This is a genomic window from Nonomuraea sp. 3N208, from assembly GCF_052245935.1.
Taxonomy (GTDB): domain Bacteria; phylum Actinomycetota; class Actinomycetes; order Streptosporangiales; family Streptosporangiaceae; genus Nonomuraea.
On sequence record NZ_JBQQBR010000047.1, the window covers coordinates 47,688 to 64,024 of the forward strand.

The 16,337-nt window shown below is 70.2% G+C and carries 14 protein-coding genes and 1 pseudogene; 6 read left to right on the forward strand and 9 right to left on the reverse strand.

Features of this window, described 5'->3' with window-relative positions; all coding sequences use genetic code 11:
• Positions 1-115 precede the first annotated feature (115 nt).
• A pseudogene (locus tag ACTWPT_RS48260) lies at positions 116-532 on the reverse strand (Clp protease N-terminal domain-containing protein); the annotation flags it as partial.
• A 72-nt stretch (positions 533-604) separates the two neighbouring features.
• On the opposite strand from ACTWPT_RS48260, the gene ACTWPT_RS48265 reads away from it, so the two are divergent.
• The 3 genes from ACTWPT_RS48265 to ACTWPT_RS48275 are packed head-to-tail and all read left to right on the forward strand — an operon-like array spanning position 605 to position 2,871.
• Positions 605-1,369: a hypothetical protein gene (locus ACTWPT_RS48265; RefSeq protein WP_443184281.1), complete on the forward strand. Its 765-nt coding sequence runs from the start codon at positions 605-607 to the stop codon at positions 1,367-1,369.
• A gap of 47 nt (positions 1,370-1,416) precedes the next feature.
• Positions 1,417-2,286: an oxidoreductase gene (locus tag ACTWPT_RS48270; RefSeq protein ID WP_443184282.1), complete on the forward strand. Its 870-nt coding sequence runs from the start codon at positions 1,417-1,419 to the stop codon at positions 2,284-2,286.
• Between the two features lie 12 nt (positions 2,287-2,298).
• Positions 2,299-2,871, forward strand: coding sequence for a TetR/AcrR family transcriptional regulator (locus ACTWPT_RS48275; RefSeq protein WP_443184283.1), 573 nt, complete (start codon positions 2,299-2,301; stop codon positions 2,869-2,871).
• A gap of 80 nt (positions 2,872-2,951) precedes the next feature.
• On the opposite strand, the gene ACTWPT_RS48280 is transcribed toward ACTWPT_RS48275, so the two are convergent.
• Entirely contained in the window at positions 2,952-3,698 is a 747-nt protein-coding gene (locus ACTWPT_RS48280; protein ID WP_443184284.1) for a class I SAM-dependent methyltransferase, read from the reverse strand.
• A 98-nt stretch (positions 3,699-3,796) separates the two neighbouring features.
• Between ACTWPT_RS48280 and add the strand changes: the two genes are divergently transcribed.
• Positions 3,797-4,831, forward strand: coding sequence for an adenosine deaminase (gene add, locus ACTWPT_RS48285; RefSeq protein WP_443184285.1), 1,035 nt, complete (start codon positions 3,797-3,799; stop codon positions 4,829-4,831).
• A 97-nt stretch (positions 4,832-4,928) separates the two neighbouring features.
• Here add and pgl read toward each other — a convergent pair whose 3' ends face one another.
• The 6 genes from pgl to tkt are packed head-to-tail and all read right to left on the reverse strand — an operon-like array spanning position 4,929 to position 13,156.
• Positions 4,929-5,702 (reverse strand): 6-phosphogluconolactonase, encoded by a 774-nt coding sequence (gene pgl, locus ACTWPT_RS48290; protein WP_443184286.1) that lies wholly within the window; start codon positions 5,700-5,702, stop codon positions 4,929-4,931.
• A 32-nt stretch (positions 5,703-5,734) separates the two neighbouring features.
• Positions 5,735-6,649, reverse strand: coding sequence for a glucose-6-phosphate dehydrogenase assembly protein OpcA (gene opcA / locus ACTWPT_RS48295; RefSeq protein WP_443184287.1), 915 nt, complete (start codon positions 6,647-6,649; stop codon positions 5,735-5,737).
• Positions 6,649-8,250: a glucose-6-phosphate dehydrogenase gene (gene zwf, locus ACTWPT_RS48300; RefSeq protein ID WP_443184288.1), complete on the reverse strand. Its 1,602-nt coding sequence runs from the start codon at positions 8,248-8,250 to the stop codon at positions 6,649-6,651. The genes opcA and zwf overlap by 1 nt, the downstream gene beginning before the upstream one ends.
• A 1-nt stretch (position 8,251) precedes the next feature.
• Entirely contained in the window at positions 8,252-9,949 is a 1,698-nt protein-coding gene (locus ACTWPT_RS48305; protein WP_443184321.1) for a glucose-6-phosphate isomerase, read from the reverse strand.
• The gene (gene tal, locus ACTWPT_RS48310) at positions 9,949-11,040 is read right to left on the reverse strand and encodes a transaldolase (RefSeq protein ID WP_443184289.1); all 1,092 of its coding nucleotides are present in this window, start codon (positions 11,038-11,040) and stop codon (positions 9,949-9,951) included. The genes ACTWPT_RS48305 and tal overlap by 1 nt, the downstream gene beginning before the upstream one ends.
• Positions 11,041-11,047: 7 nt before the next feature.
• The gene (tkt, locus tag ACTWPT_RS48315; protein ID WP_443184290.1) at positions 11,048-13,156 is read right to left on the reverse strand and encodes a transketolase; all 2,109 of its coding nucleotides are present in this window, start codon (positions 13,154-13,156) and stop codon (positions 11,048-11,050) included.
• Between the two features lie 258 nt (positions 13,157-13,414).
• Between tkt and ACTWPT_RS48320 the strand changes: the two genes are divergently transcribed.
• On the forward strand, positions 13,415-14,359 hold the full coding sequence (locus ACTWPT_RS48320) for a heme o synthase (RefSeq protein WP_443184291.1): 945 nt from the start codon (positions 13,415-13,417) through the stop codon (positions 14,357-14,359).
• A gap of 86 nt (positions 14,360-14,445) precedes the next feature.
• The gene (locus ACTWPT_RS48325; protein WP_443184292.1) at positions 14,446-15,639 is read left to right on the forward strand and encodes a PrsW family intramembrane metalloprotease; all 1,194 of its coding nucleotides are present in this window, start codon (positions 14,446-14,448) and stop codon (positions 15,637-15,639) included.
• Here ACTWPT_RS48325 and ACTWPT_RS48330 read toward each other — a convergent pair.
• Complete coding sequence (locus tag ACTWPT_RS48330) at positions 15,615-16,274, reverse strand: SanA/YdcF family protein (RefSeq protein WP_443184293.1); 660 nt, start codon at positions 16,272-16,274, stop codon at positions 15,615-15,617. The two genes, ACTWPT_RS48325 and ACTWPT_RS48330, sit on opposite strands and share 25 nt — an antisense overlap.
• Positions 16,275-16,337 lie beyond the last annotated feature (63 nt).

Below are 16,337 nucleotides of genomic sequence, written 5' to 3' on the forward strand. Positions count from 1 at the left end.
GACGCTCGATGCGCTCCAGGCTCTCCTCGATCCGCATGAGCCGCTCGCCCAGCATGGATCCGCCGGTGAAGAACACCTCGCTCGGGCGCTCCTTGGACCCGCGGCCGACGCGGTCGAGCAGGCGCTGCCGTACGTCGACCAGGTCTGCACCGGCGTCCGCGAGCGCCTGCGCGGCCAGCCCCTCGCCCTCCCTGATCAGCCCGAGCAGGATGTGCTCGGTGCCGATGTAGTTGTGGCGTAGCTGGAGAGCCTCGCGCAGCGACAGCTCCAGGACCTTTTTGGCCCGGGGTGTGAACGGGATGTGCCCGCTCGGCGGCTTGCCGTCGTGGCCGGTCTCGCGCTCGACGAAGGCACGTACGTGCTCCAGCTCCACGCCGCAGCCGTCGAGCACCAGGGCCGCCAGGCCTTCGCCCTCGTGGATGAGGCCGAGCAGGATGTGTTCCGTGCCGATGTATCCGTGGTTCATCATCCGGGCCTCCTCCTGAGCGAGGACGACGACCCGGCGCGCGCGGTCGGTGAAGCGTTCGAACACGGGAGCCTCCGTTCGACTGGGGCTGCCTCCACTATGCGCTACAAACCCGGCCATGTGGGGTATTTGTCTTGTGTGGATCTTGACGAGGTGGCCGACCGCCTTTACGCGCTCCCGCCGCCGGAGTTCACCGCCGCCCGCGAGGCCGAGGCCCGCGCGGCCAAGGACGCGGGCGACGTACGGCTCTCGCGCGACATCGCGAAATTCCGCAAGCCCACGGTGTCCGCCTGGGCCGTGAACAAGGCCGCTCGCGAGCACCCGGAGGAGCTGGCCGCGCTGCTCGACGTGGGGGAGCGGCTGCGTGCGGCCTGGCAGGAGCAGGACGCCGACGCCCTGGCCGAGCTGACCCAGCGCCGCAACGCGGTCACCGGCAGGCTGAGCAGGCTCATCAGGCAGTCCGGCGACCTTTCCGCGGCGGCGGCCGCCGAGGTCGACCAGACTCTCGACGCCGCCGTCGTCGACGCCGACGCGGCCGATCAGGTACGTCGCGGCCAGCTGGCCAAGCCGCTCAGCTACAGCGGCTTCGCGCCCGCCCCGATCCCGCGAGAGCGCCCCTCCAGGAGGAAGAAGCCCACCGCCGAGGAGGAGGCGGACAAGGCCAGGGAACGCGAGCAGGCCGAGGCCAGGAAGGCCAAGGAGCGTCAGGAGGCCGAGGCCGCGCACCGGGAGTGGCGCGCCGCGCTGGAGACGGCGACCACGGAGTACGACGAGCGCGCCGAGAAGGTCGCCACGCTGGAGCGGATGCTGGCCGAGGCACGCAAAGAGCTCGACGGCAGCAGGAAGCGGCTTGAGGTGGCGCGGCGCGAGGAGCGGCACGCGCGGCAGCGGCTGGATCGTTAGGCTATGGTGTACGAAACGGTTTCGTACACATCTGGATCGGAGTGGCGATGACTGCGTGGACCCCCGCCTCCATGCCGGACCTGACCGGCAAGACAGCCGTCGTGACCGGCGCCAACAGCGGCATCGGCCTGCCGACCGCGCTCGAGCTGGCCCGGCACGGCGCGCGTGTCGTCGTGGCCGCACGCTCGGCCGAAAAGGGCGGCGCCGCGGTCACGCGGATCCTGAGCGACGTGCCCGGTGCACGGGTCGAGTACGCCCGCCTCGACCTGGCCGACCTGGCTTCCGTGCGGGAGTTCGCCGCCGGCGTCGCCGAGGTGGACCTGCTCGTCAACAACGCGGGCATCGGCATGACCCCCAGGCGGGAGACCAAGGACGGCTTCGAGCTGCAGTTCGGCACCAACCACCTGGGACACTTCGCGCTCACGGGCCTGCTGCTGCCGAAGCTGCTCGCCCGCGCGGGCGCGCGGGTGGTGACGGTCTCCAGCAGCGCGCACGACATGGGCAAGATCGACTTCGACGATCTGGGGCTGGAACGCGGATACAGCCGCTTCGGCGCGTACGGCCGGTCCAAGCTGGCCAACCTGCTCTTCACCCTGGAGCTGCAGCGGCGTGCCGAGAAGGCCGGTGCGGGCCTGATCTCCGCCGCCAGCCACCCGGGCACCACCGCCACGAACATCGTCAAGCTGGGGCCGCTGCAGCCCCTCTTCGGCCTGTTCTTCCAATCGGCCGAGCAGGGCGCCCACCCCTCCCTGTACGCGGCCACCTCGCCCGCCATCCGCGGCGGCGAGTTCGTGGGCCCCAAGCTCAAGATCCTCACGCCGTCGGAGACCGCCAGGTCAGAAGAGCTCGCACGGCGGCTGTGGGACGTGTCCACCGAGCTGACGGGCGTACGATTCGAAGAGATCACCTATAGCTAGAAGGACGTGTACGTGGCTCCACTCGACCCTGAGCGTGACAGGGCCATCCTCGACGCCACGATGGAGCTGCTGTCGGAGGTCGGCTACGACCGCATGACGGTCGACCAGATCGCCAAGCGGGCCAAGGCCAGCAAGGCCACCATCTACCGGCGCTGGGCGGGCAAGCCTGAGCTGGTCGTGGACGTCATCTGCCGGCGATTCGACATGGATCCGCCGCTCGGGCAGGACACCGGCTCACTCCGCGGCGATCTGGCGGCCATCTTCCGCAGCCTGTGCCAGGTGGTGGAGCGCAAGCACACGCTGGTCATCGGGCTGTCCTCGACGCTGGTGTCCAACCAGGAGCTGGCGCGCACACTGCGCACGCACATGCAGGCCAAGGACCTGGGCGACGTCAAGACGCTGCTCGACCAGGCGGTGGAGCGGGGAGAGCTGGCCGGGGCCGTGGATCCCGCGCGGCTGTTCGCGATCGCGGAGGCTCTCGTGTGGCACCGCTTGATCTTCAACGGACCGCCGCTCGACGAGGCTTTCGTCGCGGAGTCCGTTGACCGGGTGCTGCTGCCGGTGGTGACCGCCTGGTCGGGCTAGCGGGAGGGTGACCGCTCGGTCGGCGGGCTGGGCAGGGCCGCTGGGGACCGCTCGACTGCTGGGCCGGCTGGGAGCCGGTCCTAACCCGGGCTGCGCGTGGCGTGGGCCAGGTAGGCGCACACGGGGAAGCCGTCGCGCTCGTACGGGGCCGCGAGGCGCGTGTAGTGCCCCTTGATACGCGCGACGATCTCCGGCGGCTGACTGGAGATCACCGCGAACCGCGGCCCGCCCGCCTCCACGATGTCCGTCCACCAGGCCCCGAGATCCACCCGGTGCCGCCACCGGATGGTCTCCACGGCCGCCTCCTCGAACTCCGCGCTCATAAGCAGCGCGGCGAAGCGGTCCGGCGTGTCGTTGGCGGTGAACGGGCGGGGCGGCGGCTCGTACGACACCTCGGCCGCCTCGATGGCCTCCGTGAAGACGTTCGTGGCCGTCATCTCGTCGGCCTTCCACCACGTCAGGGCGATCGCCCCGCCCGGACGCAGCACCCGGTGCAGCTCCCGGAGCGCCTCACTCGTGTTCGGCACGTGGTTGATGACGAAATTTCCCGCCACGGCGTCGAATCCCCCGTCCTCGAACGGCAGGTCGGGCAGCGCGGCCTGCCGGATCGTGGCGTACGGGTGGCGTCGTGCGGCCAGCTCCACCATGTGCGGATCGGCGTCTACCGCGGTGACCTCCGCCCCTAAGGCGAGCGCCGCGGCGGTCACCACGCCGGTGCCGCAGCCGACGTCGAGCAGGCGGGCGGCGTGTGCGCGCTCGAGCAGGGGGCCGACGGTGTGGGAGCTCAGCTGGGCGAAGCCGCGGTCGTACGCTTCGGCGTTGATCACAGACCTAGCGTAACCCAAACATGTAATTTAACACTTTGCTGTGAGATTTCGGCGCTCAGGCTATGAAAAGCGGAGACATGCGACCTAGGGTCGTCGCCATGACCACCATCGACGCCTCCACCGACGCCTTCATTCGCGCGCTTCCCAAGGTCGAGCTCCACGTCCACCTGGTCGGCTCCGCCTCCATCACCACCGTCCTGGAGTTGTCACGCCGCCACCCCGGCGGCGGCGTCCCCTCGACCGAGGAAGAACTGCGCCGCTTCTACACCTTCCGCGACTTCCCGCACTTCGCTCGGGTGTACCGAGCCCTCAACCAGCTGGTACGCGAGCCGGAGGACGTGGCGACCCTGGTGCTCGGCCTGGCCCGTGACCTCGCGCCCCAGGGCGCCCGCTACGTGGAGCTGCAGGTCACGCCGTACGCCCATCACGTCGTCGGCATGCCCATGCGCGAGGTCACCGAGGCCCTCGACCTGGCCGCCCGCCGCTCGCTGGCCGACCATGGCGTGGAAATGGCGTACATCTTCGATATCCCCGGCGAGTACGGCGAGGAGGCCGCCAAGATCACCATCGAGCACTCCCTCCAGGAACCTCCCGCCGCGCTGGTAGGTTTCGGCATCGGCGGTATCGAACAAGAACGCCCGAAATATCGCGACGCCTACCGCTCCGCGTTCTCCGCCGCCCGCGCCGCCGGTCTGCACAGCGTTCCGCACGGTGGCGAGATGTCCGGCCCCGAGACGATCTGGGAGGTCATCGAGGGCTACGGCGCCGAGCGCATCGGCCACGGCATCAACTGCCTTACCGACCCCCGCCTGGTCGCCCACCTGCGCGACACCCAGCTCCCCCTGGATGTCTGCCCCACCTCCAATGTGTGCACGGGCCAGATCACCCGCATCGAGGACCATCCGCTGCCCCGGATGCTGGAGGAGGGCCTGTACGTCACGCTCAACAGCGACGACCCACCCATGTTCGCCACCACGCTGGCCGACGAGTACCGGGTCGCGGCGGAGGCCTTCGGCTTCGGCAAGAGCGAACTTGCCCAGTTCGCCCGCAACGGTGTGCGCGCCTCATATATGGCAGAAAACCGCAAGCGGGCTATGCTCGCAGAAATCGACGCCCTGCTGGCGAGGACGTGAGCTCGGTGACCATCCCAGGCTGACCAGGCGCTCCAGGCTCGTCAGCAGTTCCGCCACGGCCTGCGGCACGCGCTTGTAGCGCCGCCCGGCAAATGACTCACGGAGACGCCGGCCGCCCCAGCTCCGGCGGGATCTTCCCGGCCGCGGCGCGATCCAGCAGGAACAACGTCCGCCCGCGCCCGCGGGCGCCCGCGGCGGGCACCTGGACGGGGCCCGAGTGGGACAGGGCCAGGCGGACGGCGCCGGACTTCTCCTCGCCGGCCGCCACCACCCACACTTCCCGCGCCGCCTGGATGGCGGGCAGCGTCAGGGAGATGCGGGTGGGGGGCGGCTTGGGGGAGCCATGGACGGCCACCACCGGGCGGGTGTCGTACAGGGCCGGCATGCCCGGGAACAGCGAGGCCACGTGCGCGTCCGGGCCCATCCCGAGCAGCATCACGTCGAAGTTCGGCACCGGGCCGTGGTCCTCGGGACGGGCGGCGGCCTCCAGCTCGGCGGCGTAGGCGTCGGCCGATTCCTCGGCCGTCATGCCCGAGTCGGGGCCGCGCATGACGTGGACCCGCTCCGGGGCCACGTCCACCTGGTCGAGCAGGGCCTCGCGGGCTCCGGTCTCGTTGCGCTCCTTGTCGCCGGAGGGCAGGAAACGTTCGTCCCCCCACCAGATGTCCAGACGCCGCCAGTCGACGGCATCGCGGGCGGGCGTCGCCGCGATGGCGGCCAGCGTGGCGACGCCGACGGTGCCGCCGGTCAGGACGATCGAGGCCGAGCCCTTGGCCGACTGCACGTCGACCAGGCGGGTGATGATCCGTGCGGCCACCGCCTTGGCCAAGACGTCGGCGCTGCGGTGGACGACGATGGTGGGGACGCTCACAGACATTACTTTCTCAGCCACGGTCTCTCAGGTCATCCCTTGTAGGTCCGGGCGAACCGCTTGACCGCCGCCTCGTAGATCTCGTCGCTGTCCAGCCTGCGCATTTCCTCGGCCATCAGCTCCGAGGTGTGCCGCCTGGCCAGGGCCACGTTCCGGTCCGGCTGGCCGGGCCGCGACAGCGTGGCCAGCCGGGCGTCGGTCCTGACCACGGTCAGTTCGCCCTCGGCCAGCTGCAGGCGTACGGCGGTGAGGCCGGGGCCGGCCGAGTCGGCGACCTTGATGGGCGCGCCGAGCCGTTCCGACAGCCAGGCGGCCAGCAGCGGCGCGCTCGGATTGCCCTTGGAGGCCTCCACCACGCCCTTGCGTACCTTGCCCACCGGCTGGTCGAACGCGGCGGCCAGCAGACTGCGCCACGGCGTCAGGCGGGACCAGGCCAGGTCGGTGTCGCCGCGGGCGTACCCCCTTGCCCTGGTCACCAGCGACTGGACGCCGCCGTCGGACATGCCCCTGGCGTCGGTGATGCGCCGCTGGGCCAGTACGCCGATCGCGTCCTTGGACGGCACGTCCGGGGCCAGGCCCGGCCACCACACCACGACCGGCGTGTCGGGCAGCAGCAGCGGGCTGACCACCGAGTCGGCGTGCTGGGTGAGCTCGCCGTACAGGCGCAGCACCACGACCTCGCCCGGCGTGGACTCCCCGATGCGCAGCTCGGCGTCGAGCCTGATGGGCTCCTCGACCTCACGGTTGATCACCACGATGATGCGCGACGGGTGCTCGCGGGCCGCCTCGGCGGCGGCGCGGAGCGCGTCGTACTGATGGCGCTCCTCGCAGACCACCACGAGCGTCAGCACCATGCCGATGGCGGGTGCGCCCATCTGATGGCGCAGGTGCATGAGCTGCGCCGAGATCTTCCCCGCCGTCGTGTCCGACAGCATGAAAGTCGTCACTAAAGTCTCCTCCACACACGGCCGTCACGCGCCATCATCGCGTCCGCTGACGGCGGCCCCCACGAGCCCGATTCGTAGGGCTCGGGCTGGCCCTGAGTGGCCCAGAACTCCTCGATCGGGTCGAGGATCTTCCACGACAGCTCCACCTCCCGCTGGTGCGGGAACAGCGGCGGGTCGCCGATCATGACGTCGAGCAGCAGCCGCTCGTACGCCTCGGGCGACGACTCCAGGAACGACTCGCCGTAGGCGAAGTCCATGGAGACGTCGCGCACTTCCATGGCCGTCCCCGGCACCTTCGAGCCGAAACGCACCGTGATGCCCTCGTCCGGCTGGACGCGCACCACGAGCGCGTTCTGGCCGAGGATCTCGGTGTCGTCCTTGCTGAAGGGCAGGTGCGGCGCGCGCTGGAACACCACCGCGACCTCCGTCACCCGGCGGCCCAGGCGCTTGCCGGTACGCAGGTAGAACGGCACCCCCGCCCACCGCCTGTTGGCGATCTCCAGCTTGATGGCGGCGTACGTCTCCGTGGTCGACGCGGCCGAGATACCGTCCTCCTGGAGGTAGCCGACGACCTTCTCGCCGCCCTGCCAGCCCGCCGAGTATTGTCCGCGCGCCGTGTTGAGCCCCAGGTTGGCCGGCAGGCGCACGGCCTTGAGCACCTTTTCCTTCTCCCGCCGCAGCGCCTGGGCCTCGAACGAGGTCGGGTCCTCCATCGCGACCAGCGCGAGGAGCTGGAGCAGGTGGTTCTGGATCACGTCGCGGGCCGCGCCGATGCCGTCGTAGTAGCCGGCCCGCCCGCCGATGCCGATGTCCTCGGCCATCGTGATCTGGACGTGGTCGACGAAGCTGCGGTTCCAGATCGGCTCGTAGAGGTTGTTGGCGAACCTCAGCGCCAGGATGTTCTGGACGGTCTCCTTGCCCAGGTAGTGGTCGATCCGGAAGATCGAGCTCTCCGGGAAGGCGGACGTGGTGATCTCGTTGAGCTCGTGCGCCGACTGCAGATTGTGCCCGAACGGCTTCTCGATGACCACTCGCCGCCACGATCCCTCGGGCGCGTCGGCCAGCCCGGTCCGCTTGAGCTGCTCCACCACCAAAGGGAAGAACTTCGGCGGCACCGACAGGTAGAAAGCGTAGTTTCCGCCCGTGCCCCGAGTCTGGTCGATCTCCGCCAATGCCATGGCCAGCGCGTCGAACGCCCCGTCGTCGGAGAACTCGCCCGGCACGAAATGGATGCCTTCGAGCAGCTGCCTCCAGACCTCTTCACGGAACGGTGTCCTGGCGTGCGCCTTGACCGCGTCGTGCGTCAGCTGGGCGAAATCCTGGTCCTTCCAATCCCGCCGGGCGAAACCGACCAGCGAGAACCCCGGCGGGAGCAGCCCACGGTTGCCGAGGTCGTAGATCGCCGGCAGCAGCTTGCGCTTGGCCAGGTCACCGGTCACGCCGAACAACACCATCACGCAGGGCCCGGCCACTCTGGGCAGGCGTTTGTCACGCGGATCCCGCAGGGGGTTCGCGGCCACCACTTCCTGCGTGGTGGCGGTGGCCGCGACGGCCGCCGCAACGGTGGCGGCTTCCTCCACGGGTGCTCCAGGGTCTGTCATCTCAAACCTCCTGTGCGGCTGCGAGCAGGTGCGCGACCCCTGCCGCGCGGTCGGTCAAATGCAGGCGTACGGCGGGCCGTCCGCGCGTTTCGATGGCCTCCAGGTCGCCGAGCGCCTGGGCGAACTGGAGGCGGCCCAGCGTGTAAGGCTTGCCCGGGACCGCGACGTCCTCCGTCACCGCCCCGGTGATCTGCAGGAACACCCCGTTCTGGGGTCCGCCCATGTGGAATTGGCCGGTCGTGTGCAACGACCGCGGGCCCCACCCGAACGTCACCGGCCTGTCGGTACGCAGCGCCAGCAATGCCCGTAGCGTGGCCGGGTCGGCCATCATCCAGGCGTCGGTCATCTGCTCGAAGTCGGCGCCGTCGGACACCGGCGCGTCGAACGCCGCCAGCCGGTCCAGGTAGGCCGTCACCGCCAGGTGGCCGTCGGCCGGTATGGCATGCAGCAGCTCGATGAACACCCCGGGCAGGTCCTTGGCCGTCACCGGGCCGTACACCTCGACCGGGCCGTCCACCAGCGCGGGCGCACCCGCCGGCAGCTCGGGCAGGGCCAGCAGGGCGGCTGTGTTGTCCGTGGGCTCGGCCATGTCCGGCCGATCGGCCGGGTCGACCTCCAGCAGCAGCGCGGCGACGGCGGCGGCGTACTCCCAGACGAGGAACTGCGCGCCCAGCGGCCCATCCACGCGCACGTGCCCGACGTCGGACTCGATGGCGACGACCAGTTCGTCGTGGGCACGGTGGGGGTCGGCGCCCACGACGGGCAGGATCCCCCTGCCCCGCTTGCCGGTGTACTCGGCGACGAGCGCCTCGATCCAGTCGGGCAGCCCGGCGATGGCGGAGAGCTGGTCCTCCAGCAGCAACTTGTCACGGCCGCCGAGCGCCGCGCCGCCGAGCGCCGCGCCCAGGGTGAGCCCTGGGTTGCCGCTGTCCCGCGACAGCAGCGGCAGCACCTCTTCGGCGTCGTCGAGCAACCGCGCCACGTCAGCCCCCGCCAGCGCCGCGGCCACCAGCGCTGCCGCCGGCACGGCCGTGCCCCAGCGGCCCGCCGGCGACGCCGGACCCGGCCCGCCGACCGGGGACGCCCCTTCCTCGCCGGGGCCGCCGGGCGGTGACGGTGCGTCGCGGACGCTCGACGGCAGCAGGCGGTGGCCGCGCTCCACGGCCCGCCGCTCCAGCGGCGAGCCGGGGTCGGCGACGGCCACGACGCGCTGCGCGGCGTCGATGCCCGCCTCCGCGAACAGCTCCTCGTAGATCCGGAGCACGCAGTCCGTCTCCACGGCGGAGCCCGCCACCACCATGACCGTGGACTCCAGCGGCTCGGCCAGCGCCCGGCGTACCTGCCCGGGGTCGGACGTGTCGAGCACGGTGAGCGGCACGTCCGCAGTGTCGCAGATCGCCTCCGCCGCCAGTGCCGCGCCGCCCGTCGCGGCCAGCACCACGTTCGTCAGACCCGCGGCACGGGTCTGCTGTGCGAGCTCGCCCAGTTCGGGTAGCAGCTCGCGGGAGGCGCGGAGCGGCAGCCCGCCCGCCCCGGCCTCGGCGTCCCCTCTTATTGGCTCGGGAGCTCCGCTCCCTTCGCCACCCCACAGCGTGGGGTCGCCGGCGGCGAGCCGCGCGGGCACGCCGTCGGCGACGAGACGCCCCGCGACGGAGGAGGCGGCCGAGGCCACCTTCTCGTCGCGGTAGAGCACCTCCATCACGGAACCAGGTTCTTGGTGACGCTCTCGAGCAGCTCGTTCCAGGACGCCGCGAACTTCTGCACGCCCTCTTCCTCGAGTACCTTCACCACGTCGTCGTAGTCGACGCCGGCCTCCTTGAGCGCCGCCATGGTGTTCCAGGCGTCCTCGTAGAACGGCCGGATGGTGTCACCGGTGATGTCGGCGTGGTCGGCGGTCGAGTCGAGCGTCTTCTCCGGCATCGTGTTGACCGTGCCGGGGGCGACGAGCTGGTCGACGTAGAGCGTGTCGGAGTACTCAGGGTTCTTCACGCCGGTCGAGGCCCACAGCGGGCGCTGCGGCCGGGCACCGGCCGAGCGCAGCCGCTGCCACCGCTCGGTGTTCATGACCTCCTCGTACGCCGCGTACGCCAGCCGCGCGTTGGCCACGCCCGCCTTGCCCTTCAGCTCCGGCTTACCCGCCTTGTCCAGCCGCTTGTCGATCTCGGTGTCGACGCGGCTGACGAAGAACGAGGCCACCGACTCGATCGTGGCCAGGTTGAGCCCCTTGGCCTGCGCGGCCTCCAGGCCGGCGAGCCATGCGTCCATGACCGCGCGGTAACGCTCCAGCGAGAAGATCAGGGTGACGTTGACGCTGATGCCCTCGGAGATCGCCTGCGTGATCGCCGGCAGGCCCTCCAGGGTCGCCGGGATCTTGATGAACAGGTTGGGCCGGTCCACCATCCACCACAGCGCCCGGGCCTCGGCCACGGTCTTCTCGCTCTCGTGGGCCAGGCGCGGGTCAACCTCCAGCGACACGCGGCCGTCCACGCCGCCGGTGGCGTCGAAGACCGGGCGCAGCACGTCGCAGGCCCAGCGGATGTCGTAGGCGGTGATCGCCCGCACGGCCTCGTCCACGTTGACGCCGCGGATGGCCAGGTCGTGCAGCTGCACGTCGTAGGCGTCGCCCTTGCTGAGCGCGCCGGCGAAGATCGTCGGGTTGGAGGTGACCCCGACGACGTTCTTCTCCCTGATCAACTGCTCCAGGTTGCCGCTGCGCAGCCGCTCACGGCTGATGTCGTCGAGCCAGATGGCCACGCCCTGGCCGGACAGCTTGTTGAGGATCTCGCTCATGTCTTCTTCAGTTTCCCGTCGTCTCGCCTTTTTCCTGGCCAAGCTTGGCCAGGCTCGCATGTGCCGCCGCCGCCACGCGCTCGGCCGTCAGCCCGAACTGCTCGTACACAGTCTTGTACGGTGCCGACGCACCGAAGTGTTCGAGGCTGACCACTTCGCCGCATTCGCCGACGAACTGGTGCCAGCCGAGCGCGATGCCCGCCTCGACCGCGACGCGAGCCCTGTTCGACGACGGCAGAACAGTCTGCCTATATGCGGAATCCTGCCCGTTGAACCACTCCACACACGGCATGGAGACGACTCGCGTGGGGATGCCCTGCTCCTCGAGAAGCTCGCGGCCCTCCACGGCGATCTGCACCTCGCTGCCGGTGGCGATGATGATCACCCTGGGCTGGCCGTCGGACGCCTCGCGCAGCACGTAGCCGCCGCGGGCCACGCCGTCGGCGCTGGTGCCCTCGTAGACCGGCAGGTTCTGCCTGGTCAGCGCGAGCGCGGCGGGCCGGTCCTTGTGCTCCAGCACGGTCTTCCACGCGTACGCGGTCTCGTTGGCGTCGGCCGGGCGGACCACATCGAGGCCGGGGATCGCGCGCAGCGCCCACAGGTGCTCGATCGGCTGGTGGGTGGGGCCGTCCTCGCCCAGGCCGATGGAGTCGTGCGTCCACACGTAGGTGACCGGCAGCTTCATCAGCGCGGCCAGACGCACCGCCGGGCGCATGTAGTCGGAGAAGACGAGGAACGTGCCGCCGTACGGGCGGGTGCCGCCGTGCAGGGCGATGCCGTTGAGAATGGCGCCCATGGCGTGCTCGCGGATGCCGAAGTGCAGCGTGCGGCCGTAGCGGTTACCGGGGAACTCCTTGGTCTGGTATTCCTCCGGAATGAAGGACGGCTCGCCCTTCATCGTGGTGTTGTTGGACTCGGCCAGGTCGGCCGAGCCGCCCCACAGCTCGGGCAGCACCGGCGCCAGCGCGCTCAGCACCTCGCCCGACGCCTTGCGGGTGGCCATCGACGCGTCCACCTTGAATGACGGCAGTGCCCTGTACCAGCCGTTCGGCAGCTCGCGGTGCGAGATGCGGTCGAGCTCTTCCGCACGCTCGGCGTTGGCCAGACGCCATTCGGCGTAGCCCTTCTCCCACTCGGCGTGCACGGCGCGGCCGCGCTGGGCCACCTCGCGGGCGTGCGCGAGCACGTCGGCGGGCACGTCGAAGGTCTTGGCCGGGTCCATGCCGAGGACTTCCTTGGTGGCGGCGACCTCCGCCTCACCCAGGGCCGAGCCGTGGATCTTGCCGGTGTTGCGCTTGTTGGGGGCCGGCCAGCCGATGATCGTGCGCAGCCGGATGAACGACGGCCGGTCGGTCTCGGCCTTGGCCGCCTCCAGCGCGTCGTACAGGGCCTGCACGTCCTCGTGGTAGTTGTCGCCGGCGGTCCAGTCGACGCTCTCCGTGTGCCAGCCGTAGGCCTCGTAGCGCTTGACCACGTCCTCGGACTTGGCGATCAGCGTGTCGTCCTCGATGGAGATGTGGTTGTCGTCCCACACGACGATGAGGTTGCCCAGCTTCTGGTGGCCGGCGAGGGAGCTGGCCTCGTGGCTGATGCCCTCCTCGATGTCGCCGTCGCTGACGAAGCACCAGATGTGGTGGTCGAACGGCGAGGCGCCGAGCTCGGCGTCGGGGTCGAACAGGCCGCGCTCGCGGCGGGCGGCCATCGCCATGCCGACCGCGTTGCCCAGGCCCTGGCCGAGCGGGCCCGTCGTGGTCTCGACGCCCGCGGTGTGGCCGTACTCGGGGTGGCCGGGGGTCAGGCTGTCCCACTGGCGCAGCCGCCTGAGGTCGTCGAGCGTCAGGCCGTAGCCGGAAAGGTAGAGCTGGAGGTAGAGGGTCAAGCTGGTGTGGCCGCACGACAACACGAAACGGTCCCGGCCGAGCCAGTTGGGATCGGTGGGATCGTGGCGCATCACACGCTGGAACAGCAAGTATGCGGCGGGGGCCAGACTCATGGCGGTGCCGGGATGACCCGAGCCCGCCTTCTCCACTGCGTCCATCGCCAGGGCTCGAATGACGTCGACCGCCTGCTTGTCCAGGTCGGTCCAGTCAAGGGCTGGCACGAGTTCGGTGCTCAAGTGCTCGATCTCCGGAATCTAGTTGTCATCGGTCATGCCGGTTGGCTATCCCGCCCACAGGGACCCTAACCGAGTGGAGCCGCTGATCAATTCCATATCCACCCGTGCGTGTCCATGTACGGCGCAAGCCCCCCATTGGCCGGACCGGCCCACCCTGCGACTACAGTTTGTTGGGTTCGCAGAGGCGTCACCGGCGCCCACCCATGGATCCGCTCTTATCAGAGGTTACGCGTTGACTCCGCACAGGCTGGAAGCGCCTTGACGGTGCTGACCAACAGGCAGGCGACGGCGCCATCTCCGCAGGTGGAGGCGCCGCGCTCGATCGGCATGATCGTCAAGGCCTACATCGCGCTCACCAAGCCGCGGATCATCGAGCTGCTGCTGATCACTACGCTGCCGGTGATGTTCCTCGCCGCCGGTGGGCTGCCGCCGCTGTGGACGTCCATCTCGGTCATGGTGTTCGGCACCCTGTCGGCGGGCAGCGCCAACGCGCTCAACTGCTATGTGGACCGCGACATCGACCAGAAGATGCGCCGCACCCGCCGCCGGCCGCTGGCCCGGCACCAGGTGTCGCCGCGCGGCGCGCTGATCTTCGGGATCGTGCTCGGCGTCCTGTCCCTGGTCGGGCTGTGGGTCACCACCAACTGGCTGGCGGCCCTGCTGTCGACCGCGGCGATCCTGTTCTATGTGCTGGTCTACTCGATGATCCTCAAGCGGCGCACGGCCCAGAACATCGTGTGGGGCGGCATCGCCGGGTGCATGCCGGTGATGATCGGCTGGGCGGGCATCACGGAGCGGCTCGACTGGGCGCCGCTGGTGTTGTTTGGGGTGGTGTTCTTCTGGACGCCGCCGCACACCTGGACGCTGGCCATGCGCTACAAGGAGGACTACGCGGCGGCCAAGGTGCCGATGCTGCCGGTGGTGGCCACCGAGCGGCGGGTCATCCTGGAGTCCATCGCCTACACCTGGGCGACCGTGCTGTGCTCGCTGGCGCTGTGGCCGGTGGCGCACACCACGCTGTTCTACCCGGTCGTGGCGGCCGTGCTCGGCGTGATGTGCCTGTGGGAGGTGCACCGCCTGCTGGCCCGGCTCAACGCCGGCAAGACCGGCGTCGACCTGCGGCCCATGCGTTTCTTCCACTGGTCCAATGCCTACTTGGCGCTGCTCTTCCTCGCCGTCGCCATCGACCCGCTGCTGGCCTGATCGCCGCTGTGGCGAGCCCTTTCTGGACGGTGAGGAGTGGCTATGCCCGCACGGCCACCGGCACCCTGATCCGTTAAAGTCACCCTATGGCGTCCCGTGATCCACGCTGGGTGTTGAAGGACCGCCCCTCATTGGCGTTGATCATCGGGCTGGTCCTCACCGGCATCTGCGCTCTGGTCTCCTTCTCGTTCGACGTGCTCAACGGCGAGCCGGTGCAGTTCTTCATCGCACTCACGCTGGCGCTGGCCCCGGTGCCGCTGCTGCTGGCCGCAGTGCTGGCGCTGGACCGGATGGAGCCGGAGCCGCGCAGCAACCTGATCTTCGCCTTCGCGTGGGGCACGGGCATCGCGGTGCTGGTCGCGGGCGTGGTCAACTCGCTCAACCTGCACTACATCATGGACACCGTCAAGCTGTCGGAGGACACCGCCCGCAACATCGCGGCCACGTTCGGCGCTCCCGTGGTCGAGGAGACGATGAAGGGGCTGGTGCTGCTGGGGCTGCTCAGGTTCCGCCGGGCCGAGTTGGACGGGCCGACCGACGGCATCATCTACGCCAGCATGGTGGGCCTCGGCTTCGCCATGAGCGAGAACGTCAGCTACTACCTCGCCGCACTCAACTCCGAGTCGGGGGTCAAGGGACTGGCGGTCACCGTGGTGCTGCGCGGCATCCTGTCGCCGCTGGCGCATCCGCTGTTCAGCTCGATGATCGGCGTCGGCGTCGCCTACGCCGCCCAGCGCAGCGGCTCCGAGCGGGTGTTCTACATCCTGGCCGGCTGGTCGGGCGCGATGATCCTGCACGGCCTGTGGAACGGCCTGGCCTCCTACGGCGGCTTCCCCGGCCTCGTGGTGGCCTATCTCACGCTGCTGGTGGTGCTGATCGTCCTCATCGGCGTGGTGTTCAGGGACCGGCGGCGCATCGTCGCGCTCATCCAGCGCTTCCTGCCGCCGTACGCGCCGACCAAGCTGGTCAACGAGGCCGACATCTACATGTTGTCGGCGTTCTCCCGGCGCCGTCAGGCCAGGCAGTGGGCCAAGGCCCACGGCGGCAAACGCGGGCTGCGCGCGATGCGCGACTACCAGCTGGCCGCCACCGAGCTGGGGCTGCTGCACGAGCGGGCGGCCCGCCACATGGTCGACGAGCAGGCCTTCCACGAGGAGCAGCGGGCCCTGCTGGAGTGCATGAGCACGGCCAGGGCGGACTTCCCTGTGCCGTCGGTGCACGCCGGGTCGATCGCCAGGGGCACACCGCCGCCCGGCTACGCGCCCGGCGCGCCAGGCTGACTCAGGATGCGGGTGAGCGAGACCTCACGCGGCCCAGGGAAGACCGGGTCGGAGTCGAGGATCTTCGCGTCGGCGAACGCCTTGGCGGTGGCGAACAGCTCGCGGGCGGCGTACACGTAGGTGGGCCCGGGCAGCCGCCGGGCCGAGTCGTCGCCCACGCCGAACGTCTCCAGCCCGGCCGTGCGGCACAACGTCACCGCCCGCGGCATGTGGAACTCCTGCGTGACCACGGTCACCCGCTCGGCCCCGAACACCTGGCGCGCCCGCACGCACGAGTCCCACGTGTCGAACCCGGCGTAGTCCAGCACCATCACCGCGTCGGGCACGCCCTTGGCCCGCAGGTAGTCGCGCATGGCGGTGGGCTCGTCGTAGTCCTTGCGGCTGTTGTCGCCCGACAGCAGCAGCGCCCGGACCTTGCCGGCGCGGTAGAGCTCGGCGGCGATGTCCAGCCTGCGGGCCAGCATCGGCGTGGGCTGGTCGCCGTACAGGCCCGCGCCCAGCACCAGCGCCGCCTGCGTCTCGGGCACCCGCCCCAGCCAGTCCGCCGGAGCTCGGCCCTCGGCCGCCACCCGCTGCCCCGAACTGCTGAGCCAGGCCCACGTCATGGGTGCGAGAGCGAGCACGCTGAGCGACACCAGACCTTGGTACGTCCGGCGCAACGCCTTTCGAGAGGGGCGGACTTTTCCGAACAAAGCGCA

Coding starts and splice junctions, on each gene's coding strand:
- ACTWPT_RS48270 (WP_443184282.1), top strand. CDS start 1,417: ATGACTGCGTGGACCCCCGCCTCCATGCCGGACCTGACCGGCAAGACA.
- add (WP_443184285.1), top strand. CDS start 3,797: ATGACCACCATCGACGCCTCCACCGACGCCTTCATTCGCGCGCTTCCC.
- ACTWPT_RS48305 (WP_443184321.1), bottom strand. CDS start 9,949: ATGGAGGTGCTCTACCGCGACGAGAAGGTGGCCTCGGCCGCCTCCTCC.
- ACTWPT_RS48325 (WP_443184292.1), top strand. CDS start 14,446: ATGGCGTCCCGTGATCCACGCTGGGTGTTGAAGGACCGCCCCTCATTG.
- zwf (WP_443184288.1), bottom strand. CDS start 8,250: ATGACAGACCCTGGAGCACCCGTGGAGGAAGCCGCCACCGTTGCGGCG.
- tal (WP_443184289.1), bottom strand. CDS start 11,040: ATGAGCGAGATCCTCAACAAGCTGTCCGGCCAGGGCGTGGCCATCTGG.